Here is a 16,146-nt window from a genome sequence, read left to right on the forward strand (position 1 = left end):
GCCCGGGGTCCGTGGCCCACAGGTCAAGTCGCCCCATGCCGGCCCGTTCGATGTTTAGATGAGCCATGTCGTTCGGGCTGCGCACGAGTTGGCTGCGCGTGGGTGTCATCGGTCTTGTCCTCGGCGTGATCGCCGGAGTGCTCGCGAGCGCGCCTCCCGCGCAGGCGGCACCCGGCCCGGGTTCACCGTTGCCGTCGGCCGATCCGTTCTACTCCTACGACGCGTCGCTGGCCGGGGTGGCACCCGGCGCGGTGCTCCGCAGCCGTCCCATGCAGTTCCGGACACCCACGATGGCCACGCCGATCACGGGCTCGCAGGTGCTCTACCGCACCACCGACCAGTTCGGCGCGAGCGTGGTGACGGTGGCGACCGTGCTCCGGCCGCTGACCCCGGGTCCCACCCGCCTGGTCTCCTACCACATGGCGTACGACGCGCTCGGGTCCCAGTGCGACCCGTCGTACACCCTCAGCGGCGGGTACACCAACGGCACCGCGACCGCCGAACAGGGCGTCATCGCAGGCTATCTCGCTGCCGGTTACACCGTCGTGGTCCCCGACTACGAGGGCGAGAAGCTGCAGTGGACCATCGGCCGGCAGTCGGGATACGCCGCTCTCGACGGCGTCCGCGCCGCCCAATCGTTCCTGCGGCTGCCGCGATCGACCCCGGTCGGCCTGGTCGGTTACTCCGGCGGGTCGATCCCCACGCAGTTCGGAGCCGAGGTCGCGCCGCGGTACGCCCCCGAACTCAACATCGTGGGTGCGGCCGCGGGCGGTCTCCCCGTCGACCTCGCGCACAACCTGCCCTACATCAACGGCAGCGCGAAGTGGGCGGGCGTCATCCCTGCGCTGGTGGTCGCCTATCAGCGCACGTACCGTCTCGACACCTCGACCTTCCTGTCGGCGCGGGGCCGGCAGGTCGCCCAGGACGTCAGCGACGAGTGCATCTCCGAGTTCGCGTCGAAGTATGCGGGCCTCACGAGCGCGGACATGGTCAGGCCGCCGTACACCGGTTTGCTCGACGTGCCGCAGGTGGTGCGGGCGATCAACGACAACATCATGGGCCGTTCGGGCACTCCGTCGACGAAGATGCTCCTCGCGGTCGGTCATTACAACGCGATCGGCGACACCCTCATGATCACCGGCGATGTCATCGGCCTGGCGGACGAATACTGCTCGCGCGGAGTCGACATCACCTATCGGCAGCTCAACGGCCTGACGCATCAGGAGGCGTTCCTGCCGTTCGAGCCCCTCGCCCTGCAGTACCTCACGGAGAGGTTCGCGGGCGCGCCGACGCACAGCAACTGCGGTTCGCTGCCACGCGGGAACAGCCTGGCACCGCTTCCGGTGCCCTGACCTCGGGGATCACCCCGGTAGCGTCTCACCGCCGATCGGCGCCAACACCTCGCCGGTGTAGTACGACGACAGCTGTTCGGCCGCGAAGAACACATACGACGGTGCGATCTCGTCGGGCTGGGCGGCGCGTCCCATCGGCGCCTGCGCGCCGAAGTCCTTGACCGCGTCGGCGGGCATCGTGGCCGGGATGAGCGGTGTCCACACCGGTCCCGGGGCCACGCAGTTCACCCGGATCTTCCGCTTCATCAGTGCCTGCGCCAGCGAATAGGTCAGCGCGAGAACGGCCCCCTTGGTCGCCGAATAGTCGATGAGGCTGTCGTTGCCGCGCAAGCCGTTGATCGACGACGTGTTGATGATGGCGCCGCCACCGGTCAGATGCGGGACCGCCGCGCGGGTGGTGTGGAAGAAGCTGTCGATGTTGACGTCGAACGTCCGCCGCCACTGCTCGGGCGTCAACTCCATGAAGTCGTCGACGATCTCCTGATAGGCGACGTTGTTCACCAGGATGTCCAACGCCCCGAGCTCGTCGACGGTCCGCTTCACGACATCGGCACAGTGCGCCGGATCGGCGAGGTCGCCGCGGTAGGCACGGGCCTGCCGTCCCTGCGCCTCGATGAGTTCGACGGTGTGCCGGGCGTCGTTGTCCTCTTCCAGATAGGCGATGGCGACGTCGGCGCCCTCCTTCGCGAAGGCGACCGCGACCGCCCGACCGATACCCGAGTCACCACCCGTGATGAGCGCGGTCTTGCCCGCCAGCAGATCGCGACCGCGGTACTCGCGCATCTCGTCCCGCGGTCGGTCACCCATCTCATCGGTCTCACCGGGGTACGGGATCGTCTTCGCCACGTGCTCGGGGTTCTCGTCACTCATGTCCGACGTTTGCCCGCGCGGACGCGCGCGGAAACATTGCCACGCGCCCCGGGTCGGTGAGCGTCAGGGGTGCTCGTCCGGAATCTCCTGGTCGAGCTTCTCGTCGAGGGACTCCCCCTCGCGCTGTTCCCGCGCCGTCGTGCCGGCCCGGTCACTGGCCGACCAGTCCTCCGGCGGATCCATGCCTTCCTCGAGCGGGTCCTGACCGAGTCGGTCCTCGTCGAGGTCCTCGAAACCGGCCGTCGACGTCAGATCGGGGTTGATGCCCTCGGTTGCCGCCGTCGCGCTGTCACCCGCGTTCTCGGTGCCCATTCTCGTCCTCCTCGTCGTAACCGGGATCGGTGCCCGTTGCGGTCGGCGCCTCGATGCCGCCGGCCCGAGCTGCTCGCAGATACCCGGGTGACACCGGCCCGAAACGATCTCCGCGAGTCCGGCATCGGTGACACGACCAGGTCGATTCCCGCCCGGCGCGACGGCCAGGTAAGCTCATTTTTCGCCCGAGACCGCTGGCTTCCTTGTTGATTTGTGGTTTGTAGGGGTGAGGGTGACAGACGCCAACGATCACACCGCCGGCGAGTCCCGCATCAGTCACGTCGGCAGCTTTCGGTTCTTGTTCGACACCCAGGAGTGGGAGTGGTCCGACGAGGTCGCCGAGATGCACGGCTATAGGCCCGGTGAGGTGACTCCGACGACGGAGCTGATCGCCGGGCACAAGCACCCGGACGACAGGCAGTCGTTCGAGGAACTGCTCGCGACCATGCTCGACCGGCGGATTCCGTTCTCGAGCCGGCATCGCATCGTCGACACCGAGGGTCAGGTCCGTCACGTCGCTGTCGTCTCGCAGCAAGTCACCGACGAGTCCGGCACGGTCATCGGCGCGGAGGGCTTCTACCTCGACCTGACGGCGATCGAGGAGAAGGCCGTCAAGGACCGCGTCGACGAGCACGTCGCGCGGTTCCGGGAGCATCAGGGAGTCATCGAACAGGCCAAGGGCATGATCTCGCTGGCCTACGGCGTGAGCGCCGATCGTGCATTCGAGGTCATGCGGTGGCGGTCCCAGACGGCGAACGTCAAGGTGAACGAGCTCGCTCGGTCGATCGTCACCGGCGTCCACAAGTACGTGGTGTTGCCGGACCCGGTCCGGCAGTCCTTCGACCACCTGCTGCTCAACGCCCACCGGACGGACAAGCAGAGCTCTCCGCACTCGAACTCACACTGATCACCACGCCGTTCATCGCCCGGGGGCGGTTTCGCCGCCGGTGACCCGGGGTATCAGAGCCGCATGACAACTCGCCGGAGATCGGCGGTCGTCCCCGCGGCTCGCGAAGCCGCGATCGCGTAGGCCCGGTTGAGTAGACAGCCGTTCGGACCCGAGTGAACGGATGTGGCAGTGAGCAGTGGACAGCCCAGCGGAACAGCAACCCTCGAGACGGTGGGGGCGAGTACGACACGAGATCGGTCGGCGATGCCGACCGGTCTGCGCGCGCGGACGGGCGCCGGCGTCGCGCGTGTGCGCGTCGCGTCGGTGCCGCAGTCCCATGTGTACGTCCGCCACCTGTCCCCGCTCAACGGAACGGTCAGCAACCTCGACACCGGGCCGGTCTCGGTGATGCGCCTACCCGACCCGGAGCCCGCCGACGGCGCGACGGTTCCGGGCGGCTGGTGGCCTCCGCTGATGCTCGATCCCGCCTGGATCGCGGAGCATCACAACGAGTTCGACGTCTTCCACATCCATTTCGGGTTCGACGCCATCGAGCCGGCGGTGATGTCGGCGGTGGTCGACGAACTACGCGCACACGGCAAACCGCTCGTGTACACGCTGCACGATCTGCGCAATCCGCACCACCCCGAGCCGGGAGATCACGAAGCGGTCCTGGACATCCTGGTGCCCGCAGCCGACGAGGTCATCACGCTGACCCCCGGTGCGGCCGATGAGATCGCACGCCGCTGGCAGCGCGAGGCGACCGTTCTTCCCCATCCCCATGTCGTCCCGCCGGGACGGTTCGCCGCGCGCGGACCGCACACCGACGAGTTCGTCGTGGGCGTCCACGCCAAGAGCATCCGCGCCAACATGGACCCGTTGCCGGTGATCATGACCCTGCTCGAAGCGGCCGCCGACTACCCGGACATGACCGTCGCGATCAACCTGCACGAGGAAGTGTTCGTCCCGGGCACACACGCCTACAACCCCGACTTCGGCACGACCGCGCTGGCGCTGTCCCGGCATCCGTATGCGCGCGTGCGCGTCCACGACTACTTCACCGACGACGAGCTGTGGGACTACCTGCGGGGCCTGTCGGTATCGGTACTTCCGTACCGGTTCGGCACCCACTCGGGCTGGCTCGAGGCGTGCCACGATCTCGGCACCACCGTCATCGCGCCGAGTTGCGGCTACTACCACCAGCAACAGGACTGCCTGTCGTACGAGTTCACCGAGGACCGTTTCGATCCGGACTCGCTGGTTTCTGCTCTGGCACAGGCCTATACGACCCGGCCGTCGGCAGCCCTGTGGCCGGAACGACGCGCACAGCGCCGGTCTCTCGCCGACGACCACGCCGCCCTCTACACCCGGATCATGGATGCGTGACACCCTGAAGATCGCCATCGTCGCGTCGAGCCGCTATCCGATCGCACAGCCCTTCGCCGGCGGACTCGAGGCCCATGTCTGGCATCTCACGCGCGCCCTGACACTCGCCGGCCACGAGGTCACGCTGTTCGCGGGCGCGGGCAGCGACCTCCCGGTCGACTCGGATCGCCTGCGCGCGGAACTGTTCGAACCTTCCGCGGCCGCATGCTCGGATGTGTCGATGCCCCAGCTCGAAGCGCTGCAGGATCATCACTCGTATCTGTCGCTGATGCTCTCGTTCACCCGCAACCCGGGTGAATACGACGTGATCCACAACCACAGCCTGCACTATCTCCCGGTTGCCATGGGTCCGGCGGTACGGACGCCGATGGTCACGACGCTGCACACCCCGCCCACGCCGTGGCTCGAGTCGGCACTGGCCCTCGCGCCCGACACCCGCTGCGTAGCGGTCAGCAGGCACACAGCGCGGTCGTGGTCGCATGTGCTCGGCGAGATACCGGTGGTGCACAACGGTGTTCAGCTGGATCGCTGGCCTGCCGGTCCAGGTGGGGACGATCTGGTCTGGTTCGGTCGCTTCGTCCCGGAGAAGGGCGCGCACCTCGCCATCGAGGCCGCGCACCGTGCCGGTCGCCGGCTCCGGCTGGCCGGTCCGATCAGCGATGCGCGTTATTTTGAGCAGCACATCGCGCCATCGCTCGGCGACCTCGTCCACTACGAGGGTCACCTCCACCAGCACGACCTGGCCCGCCTTGTCGGTTCGTGCGGCGCGACGCTGGTCACCCCGGTCTGGGACGAGCCGTACGGCCTCGTGGTCGCGGAATCGCTCGCCTGCGGAACCCCGGTGGCGTGCTTCGCCCGCGGCGGCATCCCGGAGATCGTCGGCGACGACGCGGGCGTGCTGGTGCCGCCGGGCGACGTCGACGCGATGGCTCTCGCCGCGCAGGAGGCGCTCACCATCGACCGGCATCTCGTGCGACGCCGTGCCGAGGATCATTGCTCCGACACCGCGATGATCAACCGGTACACCGACATCTACGCCGATCTGGTCGCCGGACGTCCGCTGACCGGCACCGAGCCGCTCGCTCGGGAGGTACCGGTGTGATCGGCTACTACGTGCATCATCAGGGACGCGGCCACTGTTCGCGTGCCACCGCCATCGCCGGCCGCATCGGCACCGATGTCGTCGCGCTGACCAGCGCCCCGCTGTCCGATCCGGCGTTCAGCGAGGTGATCACCCTCGAGCGCGACGACGCCGAGCCGGAGCCGCGCGACGTCGACGCGGGCGGTCTGTTGCACTGGGCGCCACGACACGACGGCGGTCTGCGGACGCGTATGGCGCAACTGGCCGAGTTCGTCGCGGAACGCACCCCGGCGGCCGTCGTCGTCGACGTGTCGGTGGAGGTGACCCTGTTCCTCCGGCTGCTCGGGGTACCGGTGATCGTGACGGCGCAGCCCGGCATTCGCGACGACCTACCGCATCAGCTCGCCTACCGGGCGGCCGATGCGATCATCGCGCCCTGGCCCGCAGAGCTCTACCAGCCGGACTGGCTTCGAGAGCATCTGCCGAAGACGGTCTTCACCGGCGGCATCTCCCGTTTCGACGGGCGACTCCCCGTCTCGCACCCCACGTTCGCCACCGACGTCCTCGTCCTGACCGGTGCGGGCGGGGAACGCGGTGGACCGCACCCGGCGACCACCCTCGCCGACGAGCTTCCGGGCCGCACCGTCGTCGGGCTCGGTCCGGCCTTCGGAACCTGGGTCGACGACCCGTGGCCGTTCCTGTGCAGCGCCCGGGTCACCGTCATCGGCGCAGGTCAGGGGAGCGTCGCCGATGCCGCCGCGGCGGGCCGACCGGCCGTCGTGATCCCCGAGGACCGACCGTTCGCCGAACAGCGGGCAACCGGCAACACGCTCGCACGCTCCGAACTCGCACTCGTCACGTCGTCGTGGCCGGACGCCGAGAGCTGGCGGTCGATCCTCGACACCGTCGGGGACTCGGCGCCGGCGTGGTCGCGCTGGCAGACCGAGGGTGCCGCCGAGCGGGCCGCGCGGGCCATCGAAGCGGTCGCGCACCGATGACCGGCTCCCCCGCGGTGGTCGCGGTCATCACGATCGTGTCGGGGCGACACCTCCACCTGCGACGCCAGCTCGATGCATTCGCCCATTCGACCCACCGGCCCCGCATTCACATCATCGTGGCGATGGACGATCCGGTGATCGCCACGGTCGTCGAGGGACATCCGGTGCGCGTCATCCACTTCCGCAACGACGACCCGAGCACACTGCAACTCGCCGAGGCGCGCAACACGGGGGCGGCGGCCGCGATCGCGGCGGGAGCGACGATCCTGGTGTTCCTCGACGTCGACTGCATACCCGGCCCGGACATGCTCGAACGCTACCTGCGGTCCTGCGCGGCCACGCCGGACCTGACTCTCCTCTACTGCGGTCCGGTCACCTATCTGCCGTGTGACCAGCCGACCTTCGACGCCCGCGAACTCCCCCGGTTCACCGATCCACACCCGGCACGCCCGTCACCGAGATGCGGGCAGACCCAGCTGTCGTCGGAGCTGATGCTCTTCTGGTCGTTGTCGTTCGCCGTGCGGACCTGCGACTGGCTCGCCCTCGGCGGCTTCCACCCCGGTTACCGCGGTTACGGAGGTGAAGACACGGACTTCGCGATGTGCGCGCGCGACAACGGATTCCGGATCGCCTGGGTCGGCGGAGCGCACGCTTATCACCAGCACCACCCGGTCTCGAAGCCGCCCGTCGAGCACCTCGAGGACATCCTCCGCAACGCCCGGGTCTTCCACCGGCGCTGGGGCACGTGGCCCATGGAGGGATGGTTGCAGGCCTTCGCCGAGCGCGGCCTGGCCGCCTACGACGCCGCCGGCGATGACTGGCGACCGGTCAGCGGCGAAATTTCGAGAACGCGATGACGACGCCTCGGGACGCGGCGTCCGGGCCCGGTTCGTCGTAGGTGATCGTGTGGGTGTCGGTGACGGTCTGCACGATCCGCCATCCGAACGTCGACTGCTTGAGGGTCACGTCCCCGAGGAGCTCGCCACGGATCTCACCGATCACGCCCTGCGACGACAGGTACAGGGTGAGCTCGATCGACGATCCCTCGGCGGCGGCGGAGATGATCTGCGAGCAGATCTCATCCACGGCCACCTTCGCGTCGATGACGTCGTCGAGCGCCCAGTCATCGACGTAGAGCGCGGTCTCGACCAGGGCGCGCACGAGTGCGAGACGATCGGTGGCGGCCGGCACCCGCAGCACCGTCGGCGTACCGCCGGCGATCGATAGCTGGGAGGTCGCATCGGAATCGGTCATCAAATGAGTCTTCTTCGCCCGTTGATTGGTGGTGCCGATCTCGGCTGGTCTGGTCATGAGTGCCCCGTGATTCCGTGTTCCAAACCGCGGCTCGAGTGAGTGGCCGCGCCCGTCAGTGCCCCCAACACGTCTCGACACGGTAGCAGAGCTCCGGCCGGCGGTCGGATTCGATGAGATGCACGTCTCGGTACGTCCCATTTCCGACGAAGGTGTCGGTACGTCGACGTTTCATCTCCGGCCTGTGGCGGTACACCGAGCGCACCGAGGTCGGTTGCCCAGCACGCCGACCACCGAACCACCACCAGACAGCGCAGGGAGTGCACCATGCCAGATCTGACACCCGAACGAGAAATCGCCTCACGAGAGGCCATCGCCCGCCGCCCGGCACGAAAGTCACGAGGACTGAAGGCCATCGGCCTCCTCGGCTTCGTCTGCGTCGGACTCATGCTGGTGCTCGCAGGCCTCGCGATCGCCGCCGGAGCAGGCGACCGCGATGCGACCGTGTGGCTGGCGATCGGCGCCGTCCTGGTCGGGCTGTTGGCGATCGGCCTGCTCATCAGCAGCCGCGTCCTGCTTCGACGTCGCGCGGCCAGGGACGGCGATCGGGCCCATCAGGACCCGATCCAGCCGGAGACGACCGCCGAGGAAGCCGAACGGTACGAGGAGCGCTTCCACGACTTCCCGGTGGAACACGCCGGCAAGCGGGAGCGAGGACGCGACGACCGCCTGGAAGAGATGCAGGACGAGAGTCGTCGAGGAAACGACGGAAAGGCCTGAGCATGCGTGCAGTGACCTGGCAGGGCAAACGACAGGTGTCGGTCGACACCGTGCCCGACCCGAAGATCATCGAGCCCACCGACGCCATCATCAAGATCACCTCGACCAACATCTGCGGATCCGACCTGCACCTGTACGAAGTGCTCGGCCCGTTCATGCAGGCCGGTGACATCCTCGGACACGAGCCGATGGGGATCGTCGAAGAGGTCGGCAAGGACACCGGCGATCTCCGCGTCGGCGACCGGGTGGTCATTCCATTCCAGATCGCCTGCGGCACATGTCTTTTCTGTCATGACGGTCTCATGACGCAATGCGAGACGACCCGCGTCACCGACCAGGGGACGGGCGCGGCACTGTTCGGGTACTCGCAGCTCTACGGGTCGGTGCCCGGCGGGCAAGCCGAGTATCTCCGCGTGCCCCAGGCCCAGTTCACACACATCAAGGTGCCGCTGGAGAAGCCCGACTCGCGCTATGTGTACCTGTCGGACGTGCTGCCGACGGCTTGGCAGGCCGTGGCCTACGCCGAGATCCCGCGGGGCGGAACCGTCACCGTGCTGGGTCTCGGCCCCATCGGCGACATGGCCGCCCGTATCGCCGCCCACCAGGGCGCGCGGGTGATCGGCGTCGATCGCGTGCCCGAACGGCTGGCACGGGCCGAGGCCCGTGGCGTCGAGACGGTGAACTTCGACGCGGTCGACAACGTGGGCGATCCCATCCGCGACCTGACGGGCGGCCTGGGCACCGATTCCGTCATCGACGCCGTCGGCATGGAGGCCCATGGATCACCGATCAACAAGGCGCTGCAGAGCGTGGTCGGACTGCTACCGGATGCGGTGGCCCGCAAGGCGATGTCCGAGATGGGCACCGACCGGCTGGGTGCGCTGTACTCCGCGATCGACATCGTCAAGCGCGGCGGGACGATCTCGCTCTCCGGGGTCTACGGCGGCGCGGCCGACCCGCTCCCCATGCTGACCATGTTCGACAAGCAGATCCGGCTCCACATGGGTCAGGCGAACGTCAAGAGGTGGGTCGACGACATCATGCCGCTGCTCACCGACGACGATCCGCTGGGCGTGGACACCTTCGCCACCCACGAACTTCCGCTGGAGGAGGCCCCGCAGGCCTACGAGACCTTCCAGCAGAAGAAGGACGGCATGGTCAAGGTGATCCTCAAGCCGTGACGCCCGGAGGCGTGCCGCGGCCCTTGGTGGCGGCACGCCCGGCATCGGCCTGCACGTCGTCGCCGTCCGGACCCTCGACGACGACCTCTGCGCGCAAGGTCTCGATGATTCGTGTCAGCAATCGCGACACATGCATCTGCGAGATGCCCACCTCGCGTGCGATCTCACTCTGCGACATCGATTTGAAGAATCGAAGCGTGAGAATCGTGCGTTCTCGTTCGGTGAGCCGTTCCAGTGCCGGCTGCAGCGTCACGAATTCCTCGACCAGCTCCAGGCGCGAGTCCTCGTCGCCGAGTGTGTCGGCCAGAGTCCATCCGTCGGTCGAGGAGCCGGCTTCGGCGTCGATCGAACTCGCGGTGTAGGCCGACCGCGCGACCATCCCCTCGATCACCTCGCTGACGGGCAGGTCGAGGTGTTGGGCGATCTCACTCGGGCGCGGCGACCGTCCGAGCGACTGCAGCAACTCCTCACTCGCCTTGGCGATGTTGAGGGAGGCCTCTTGCGCCCGGCGAGGCACCCGGATGGACCAGGTGCTGTCGCGGAAGTAGCGCTTCACCTCCCCCATGACGGTCGGCACCGCGAAGGCGAGGAAGTTGTTGCCGCGCTCGACGTCGAAACGGTCGACAGCGTGCATGAGCCCGATCCGCGCCACCTGACGCAGATCGTCGATGGGCTCGCCGCGTTCGGAAAAGCGCCTGGCGACATGGTCTGCCAGTGGCAGACACCTCGCGATGACGTCTTCCCGTAGCCGGGTACGGCGATCGTCGTCCACCTCGTCGCGCATCGCGCGGAGAGACGGCAGGACATCGCTGTAGTCGTCGTGATCGCCCCGGTCACCCGACGCCATTCTCACCACCAGACTTCGCATACAGCTCGAGATTCGATGCGCAGACCTCGTGTCGCATCCGAAACAGGAATGATGTGCGCACCGGTTTCGACGCATATCCGAGTCCAGCCAACCACGGTCTCCCGACTGCGTCCAGCTGCGCCGGGCCGGGACTGGTCAGAGCAGCCGTGTGGCAGGAAGGCACCGCACAAAAGCCGCCGAACTCGGCACAACCTTGTACCTACTGCGTCGGCAACGTAGGGTGGGAAATGCGGTTCAGGTAGAAGCTGCGTTCCAAGTGACAGGCGCCCAGGGCCTCATCGCTTCCCACCATCACGGTCAATTCTGCACACAGACATTCGTGAACTTGGGTTGCTCCGCTTCGATTCGCCGGAGTAGCAACGCTTTCGACCCAAGAGGTGACGGTCGGCCACACGACGCATCTTACTGAAACGAGAACACCATGAGTCTCACTTCCTCGACCACTTTTCGGTCAGCATTCGATCCCACTCAAGAACCCGAGGCGAAGGCACATTCGCGCCAGTTTGTCTCACCGAATTCCTATTGCGTGCAGGGATTCTCGGGCAGCGTCGATCGCGACTCGGCGGCCGATTTCGCCGCCGCACTCGACCGTGTCAGCAGCGGAACCGTCGACGGCATCGTCCTCGATTTCTCCGGATTGAACTTCTTCGGAACCGTCGGGCTGGTGCTCCTGCGTTCGTTCATCGACGACGCCGGCCGCCGTTTCATCCCGGTCGTGGTCGTCGGTGGTCGCACCGTCACCCGTCCGCTGGAACTCTGCGGAATGGCGCCCTATGTCAAGGTTTTCGAGACGATCGAGGACGCCGGGCGCGCCTTGACGCAGGATCGGGTCGGTCCGAGCACGATGGAATTCACCGTCCCCGAGTAACCGACCCCCGGAGGTGCGAGGAGCCTCGAAGGGTCACCGGTTGGTGGTGACCAGGCGGGCCACCTCGACCAGCTTCGTGTTCGATTCCTGCGACAGCTGCTTCAACAGGTCGAACGCGGCGACCGCGTCGATGTCGAACCGTTCCATCAGCATGCCCTTGGCCTGGCCGATGACATCCCGGTTGGCCAGGGCGCTGTGGAACTGGTTGTCCTTCTTCACCTTGTTCCAGGCGAGGGCGGCGTGCGTCGCGAAGACCACGCCGATGTCCTCGGCATGGAGATCGAAGGCCCGCGGTCGGCCGGCAAAGAGGTTCAGCGCACCGATCGCGGTCGTGTCGGCGAAGAGCTGGAACGACAGCACCGAGCGGATTGGGGTCTCGGCCAGCGCCCGGCGCAGGTACCCGGGCCAGCGCGTCTCCTTCTCGAGGTCGTCGACGCGAACGATCCGGTCACCGATCGCTGCCGAAATACAGGGCCCTTCACCGAGTTCCGCCTGAATCCGGTCGTGCACATCGGCCACGTCGTGCGTCGATCCGAACGATTCGATCGATCTCCGCCGGGTGGCGACCGTGAGTCCCGCGTACTCGACGCCGGGAATGTCGACCAGTGCGTTCTCGACGATCGTCTTGGCGACCTGCTCGTCGGAGTCGTCTCCGTGCAGCTCACGCGCCAGCTCCGCGATCTTGCGGTGGACGTCCTCGTCAGACCGATCGGTCATGGTCGAGCTCCTTCCGACGCCCGACCCGAAACGCAACGGTCGCGGACGCGCGTTTCTCGACGTGCTGAACCAAACGTAGCCCAGTGTTCGATTCCCCGTGGGCGCCCGGCGGCAGCCGTCCGATCCCGTGCGAGCGATCAGGTCTCCCTCAGCGGAACGCCGACGCTCCGGTGAGTGCGCGGCCGATGGTGAGCTGGTGGACCTCGGACGTCCCCTCGTAGGTGAGCACCGACTCCAGGTTGTTGGCGTGCCGGATCACCGGGTACTCGAGGGTGATGCCGTTCGCTCCCAGGATCGTTCGGCATTCGCGAGCGATCGCGATCGCCTCCCTGGTGTTGTTCAGTTTGCCGACGCTGACCTGCTCGGGGGTGAGTTCGCCGCGGTCCTTCAACCGACCGAGGTGATAAGCCAGCAGGTGGCCCTTGCCCACCTCGAGCGCCATGTCGGCGATCTTGGTCTGGGTGATCTGGTATCCGGCCAGCGGCTTGTCGAACACCTCGCGCGACTGCGCGTAGTCGATGGCGACCTCGAGGCAGTCGCGAGCGGCGCCGATCGCCCCGAAGATGATGCCGAATCGCGCCTCGCCGAGCGCGGTCAGCGGACCGCGCAGGCCTTCCGCGCCGGGCAGCATCGCCGACGCGGGGAGCCGGACATCGTCGAAGACGAGCTCCGAGGTGACCGAGGCGCGCAACGACATCTTCTTGGTGATCTCCGGCGCCGAGAAGCCCGGCGTGTCGGTGGGGACCACGAATCCGCGGATGCCGCCGGGACTGTCGGCGAGATCGGTCTGCGCCCACACCACGGCGACGTCGGCGATCGAACCGTTGGTGATCCACATCTTCGTCCCGTTGAGCACCCAGTCCTCGCCGTCGCGCTTCGCGTGGGTGCGCATGCCTGACGGGTTCGAGCCGAAGTCGGGCTCGGTCAGGCCGAAACAGCCGATCGCCTCGCCCGCCGCCATCCGCGGCAGCCACTCGTTCTTCTGCTCCTCCGACCCCCAGTGGTGGATGGAGAACATCGCGAGCGACCCCTGCACCGACACCAGACTCCGGATTCCGGAGTCGACGGCCTCGAGTTCCAGGCAGGCCAGCCCGTACGACATCGCGCTCATCCCGGGGCAGCCGTAACCGTCCAGGTGCATGCCCAGCGCGCCGAGCTCACCGAGTTCGCGGGCGATCTCGCGGACGGGCAGCTGGGCTTCGGAGAACCAGTCGGCGATGTGCGGGCGCAACTTCGACGCAGCGAAGTCCCGCACGTTCTCGCGGATGGCGATCTCGTCGGCGTCGAGCAACGAGTCCAGGGCGAAGAGCTGGGGCACCGTACTGGGGCGGGACATCGAAGACCTCCGTCGAGAGTCGGGCGACCGGGCGGACCCACGCCGCCGCGAGAACGTTTGCACGAACGTTTGCATCGCCTAAGGTAGGTGTTCTGCCGTCGTCGGTCAATGCACGAACCCGGGCCGCGGCACCGGACAGAGGGCACCGGACAGAGGGAGGAACAGCGTGGTCGGTGGTCAGCGCGCGCCCACGCTGAAAGAGATCGCGCGGCGTGCCGGCGTGCACGTGTCCACGGCGTCGCGGGTGCTCCGTCAGCCCGAGCCGGCCGACGGCTGGTCGGCGTCGGCGCTGAGGGTACGGGAGGTCGCCGACCAGCTCGGTTATCAGCGGAATGTGTGGGCGGCCAGTCTGCGAACCCGAAAGACGACCACGATCGGGGTCGTGATGACGCGGCTGACCGATGGCGTGGTCGCCACGACGTACCAAGGAATCGAGCAGGCCGCCACTCGCGCGGGGTACTCGGTGCTGTTGTCGAGCCCGCCCGACGACGAGGCCGCCCAGCGGCGCGCCATCGAACTCCTCGTAGGCCGGCAGGTCGACGGCCTGCTGTTGAGCGGACTGCACCGGCCGGGTCGCGACTTCGTCGAGTCCCTGCGGATCGCCGACCTGCCGTTGCTCACGCTCACCCGGCACGCCGATGCCGGACTCCCCTTCGTCGGCGGCGACGACGAGCGCGGCGGGCGCATCGCCGCCCGCCATCTCCTGGATCGGGGACACACCGACCTCGCCGTCATCGCCGGTCCCGGTCACGCCACCACGGCGACCGACCGCCTCCGCGGATTCACCGCCGAGCTCCAGGACGCCGGGATCACGCTCCCCGACGACCGCATCGTCGCGTCGAACTTCGAGGTCGACGGCGGCACCGCGGCCGGCGCGGCACTGCTCGACCGTCCGGACCGCCCACGGGCGATCTTCGCGGTGTCGGACACGATCGCGGTGGGAGTCCTCGGCGTGGCACGCGACCTCGGCCTGCGCATCCCCGATGACCTCGCCCTGATCGGTTACAACGACATCCCGGTGGCCGCCCAGCTTCCCGTCCCACTGACGACGGTCCGGTCTCCGGCACGGGAGATCGGCGAGACCGCGGTGCGCAGTCTCCTCGACCTCACCATCGGACGCGACGTCGAGTCCCGCCGGTTGCCGGTGGAATTGATCGCTCGCGGGAGTACGTGACGCGTCCGACGCCGGCCTAGGACGGGGCGCCCGAACGCTCCTGCGCCGCACGGAACATCGCGACCACCGCGACGCGAACATCGGCGCGATCGCGGACCGGTCGATCCCAGGCGAGTCGCACGCCGACCACCCCGTCGGGGACGGAGACGTCGAAAGTCGCTGCCTCGTGGTCGAACCCGGTCATCACGGCGGCGGTCGCGTCCGGGCGGCCGCCGAGGGTGCGGCAGATCAGCAGTGAGTCGTCGGCGTGGTCGTCGCTCATGTGTGCCAGCACGGCCGCCACGACGTCCGGGGCGAACTGCGCCGTCTCCGAGATGTTCTCGTCAGCCACGCGCGGCCTCCCCCGCCTCGGCGCGTACGAACTTCTCGACCCACCGCCGGAAGTGTTCGACGTCGCCGCCCTGCGCCTCGAACCATCCCCAGGCGCCACCGCGGGCGCAGGTCACGTCGGCGACGACCAGTTCGATGGCCTCCCGCGGCGTGCGCAGGATGGGGGCCTCCAGGGTGGTGCCCGCAGGAATCCGCTTGCGGGACCGCAGGCGCGCGAACACGCCCGCGATGCCGGCCTCGGTCAGGTGGTAGTCGGTGATCACGGCTTCTTCGTCGACACCCGCCAGGAGCAGCGCGATCGCGATGATCACGCCGGTGCGATCCTTGCCGGCCGCGCAATGCACCAGAGTCGCCCCGTCGAGGTCGAACTCGTTCAGCGCGGCGGTCAGCCGGTGGCCACCCGTCCGCATCATGGCGGTGTAGATGTCGACGAGAGCGGTGTCGGCGAGCCGGTCGACGCGGGCGCCCGACGACACCGGACGATGCACCACGCGCACATTCGCCGGCCACGTGACGGCCATCCGGCCCAGCTCCGTGGGGTCGCGCAGGTCGACGACGGTCGCCGGCGGCCACGGCATGCCCACCGGGTCCTCGTCGTCGGGATAGGGGGCGTCGCTGCGGATCAGCACGTTGGCGGCCGTGATGCCGCCGCCGGCGACCCGCATGCCGCCCAGATCCCGGATGTTGGCGAAAGTCCGCAGGTCAGGGCCGGAGGAGAGAGTCACAGCTTTCCCGATCGTCGAAGTGCGCAGT

Annotated in this window: 18 protein-coding genes; 10 read left to right on the plus strand and 8 right to left on the minus strand. The window is 68.0% G+C overall.

The window, feature by feature from the left end; genetic code table 11:
- The first annotated feature begins 65 nt into the window (after positions 1-65).
- Positions 66-1,352, plus strand: coding sequence for a lipase family protein (locus AC3B5T_RS03205; RefSeq protein WP_488358240.1), 1,287 nt, complete (start codon positions 66-68; stop codon positions 1,350-1,352).
- A gap of 9 nt (positions 1,353-1,361) precedes the next feature.
- On the opposite strand, the gene AC3B5T_RS03210 is transcribed toward AC3B5T_RS03205, so the two are convergent.
- A complete protein-coding gene (locus AC3B5T_RS03210; protein ID WP_488358241.1) occupies positions 1,362-2,222 on the minus strand; it encodes an SDR family oxidoreductase in 861 nt (286 codons plus the stop codon).
- Between the two features lie 63 nt (positions 2,223-2,285).
- Entirely contained in the window at positions 2,286-2,534 is a 249-nt protein-coding gene (locus tag AC3B5T_RS03215; protein ID WP_055474491.1) for a hypothetical protein, read from the minus strand.
- Positions 2,535-2,766: 232 nt separating this feature from the next.
- Between AC3B5T_RS03215 and AC3B5T_RS03220 the strand changes: the two genes are divergently transcribed.
- The 5 genes from AC3B5T_RS03220 (at position 2,767) to AC3B5T_RS03240 (ending at position 7,745) form a co-directional block, all read left to right on the plus strand.
- Positions 2,767-3,441, plus strand: coding sequence for a PAS and ANTAR domain-containing protein (locus AC3B5T_RS03220; RefSeq protein ID WP_055474492.1), 675 nt, complete (start codon positions 2,767-2,769; stop codon positions 3,439-3,441).
- A gap of 246 nt (positions 3,442-3,687) precedes the next feature.
- Positions 3,688-4,809, plus strand: a complete 1,122-nt coding sequence (locus tag AC3B5T_RS03225) for a glycosyltransferase (RefSeq protein WP_055474493.1) — start codon at positions 3,688-3,690, stop codon at positions 4,807-4,809.
- Positions 4,802-5,911, plus strand: a complete 1,110-nt coding sequence (locus AC3B5T_RS03230) for a glycosyltransferase family 4 protein (RefSeq protein WP_055474494.1) — start codon at positions 4,802-4,804, stop codon at positions 5,909-5,911. Before AC3B5T_RS03225 ends, AC3B5T_RS03230 begins: the two co-directional genes overlap by 8 nt.
- Positions 5,908-6,888, plus strand: a complete 981-nt coding sequence (locus AC3B5T_RS03235; RefSeq protein ID WP_055474495.1) for a hypothetical protein — start codon at positions 5,908-5,910, stop codon at positions 6,886-6,888. The genes AC3B5T_RS03230 and AC3B5T_RS03235 overlap by 4 nt, the downstream gene beginning before the upstream one ends.
- Entirely contained in the window at positions 6,885-7,745 is an 861-nt protein-coding gene (locus AC3B5T_RS03240) for a glycosyltransferase family 2 protein (protein WP_055474496.1), read from the plus strand. The genes AC3B5T_RS03235 and AC3B5T_RS03240 overlap by 4 nt, the downstream gene beginning before the upstream one ends.
- Here AC3B5T_RS03240 and AC3B5T_RS03245 read toward each other — a convergent pair.
- On the minus strand, positions 7,717-8,142 hold the full coding sequence (locus AC3B5T_RS03245; protein ID WP_035717392.1) for an anti-sigma factor: 426 nt from the start codon (positions 8,140-8,142) through the stop codon (positions 7,717-7,719). The two genes, AC3B5T_RS03240 and AC3B5T_RS03245, sit on opposite strands and share 29 nt — an antisense overlap.
- A 324-nt stretch (positions 8,143-8,466) precedes the next feature.
- Between AC3B5T_RS03245 and AC3B5T_RS03250 the strand changes: the two genes are divergently transcribed.
- Both AC3B5T_RS03250 and AC3B5T_RS03255 read left to right on the plus strand, forming a co-directional pair.
- Entirely contained in the window at positions 8,467-8,919 is a 453-nt protein-coding gene (locus AC3B5T_RS03250) for a hypothetical protein (protein WP_055474497.1), read from the plus strand.
- 2 nt (positions 8,920-8,921) lie between these two features.
- The gene (locus AC3B5T_RS03255) at positions 8,922-10,100 is read left to right on the plus strand and encodes a zinc-dependent alcohol dehydrogenase (RefSeq protein ID WP_055474498.1); all 1,179 of its coding nucleotides are present in this window, start codon (positions 8,922-8,924) and stop codon (positions 10,098-10,100) included.
- On the opposite strand, the gene AC3B5T_RS03260 is transcribed toward AC3B5T_RS03255, so the two are convergent.
- Complete coding sequence (locus tag AC3B5T_RS03260; RefSeq protein WP_055474499.1) at positions 10,090-10,947, minus strand: SigB/SigF/SigG family RNA polymerase sigma factor; 858 nt, start codon at positions 10,945-10,947, stop codon at positions 10,090-10,092. The genes AC3B5T_RS03255 and AC3B5T_RS03260 overlap by 11 nt on opposite strands.
- 442 nt (positions 10,948-11,389) lie before the next feature.
- Here AC3B5T_RS03260 and AC3B5T_RS03265 point away from each other — a divergent pair, with 442 nt between their 5' ends.
- A complete protein-coding gene (locus tag AC3B5T_RS03265; RefSeq protein WP_055474500.1) occupies positions 11,390-11,836 on the plus strand; it encodes an STAS domain-containing protein in 447 nt (148 codons plus the stop codon).
- A gap of 33 nt (positions 11,837-11,869) precedes the next feature.
- On the opposite strand, the gene AC3B5T_RS03270 is transcribed toward AC3B5T_RS03265, so the two are convergent.
- Positions 11,870-12,553: a GAF and ANTAR domain-containing protein gene (locus AC3B5T_RS03270; RefSeq protein ID WP_055474501.1), complete on the minus strand. Its 684-nt coding sequence runs from the start codon at positions 12,551-12,553 to the stop codon at positions 11,870-11,872.
- Between the two features lie 148 nt (positions 12,554-12,701).
- Positions 12,702-13,889, minus strand: a complete 1,188-nt coding sequence (locus AC3B5T_RS03275) for an acyl-CoA dehydrogenase family protein (protein WP_055474502.1) — start codon at positions 13,887-13,889, stop codon at positions 12,702-12,704.
- Positions 13,890-14,055: 166 nt separating this feature from the next.
- Here AC3B5T_RS03275 and AC3B5T_RS03280 point away from each other — a divergent pair, with 166 nt between their 5' ends.
- Entirely contained in the window at positions 14,056-15,063 is a 1,008-nt protein-coding gene (locus AC3B5T_RS03280; protein WP_488358242.1) for a LacI family DNA-binding transcriptional regulator, read from the plus strand.
- Positions 15,064-15,079: 16 nt separating this feature from the next.
- Here the strand turns inward: AC3B5T_RS03280 and AC3B5T_RS03285 are convergent, their stop codons facing one another.
- Entirely contained in the window at positions 15,080-15,394 is a 315-nt protein-coding gene (locus AC3B5T_RS03285; protein ID WP_488358243.1) for a DUF2470 domain-containing protein, read from the minus strand.
- Positions 15,387-16,118, minus strand: a complete 732-nt coding sequence (locus AC3B5T_RS03290) for a tyrosine-protein phosphatase (RefSeq protein WP_488358244.1) — start codon at positions 16,116-16,118, stop codon at positions 15,387-15,389. Before AC3B5T_RS03290 ends, AC3B5T_RS03285 begins: the two co-directional genes overlap by 8 nt.
- Positions 16,119-16,146: the final 28 nt, after the last annotated feature.

This window comes from Gordonia sp. G4, from assembly GCF_057770005.1.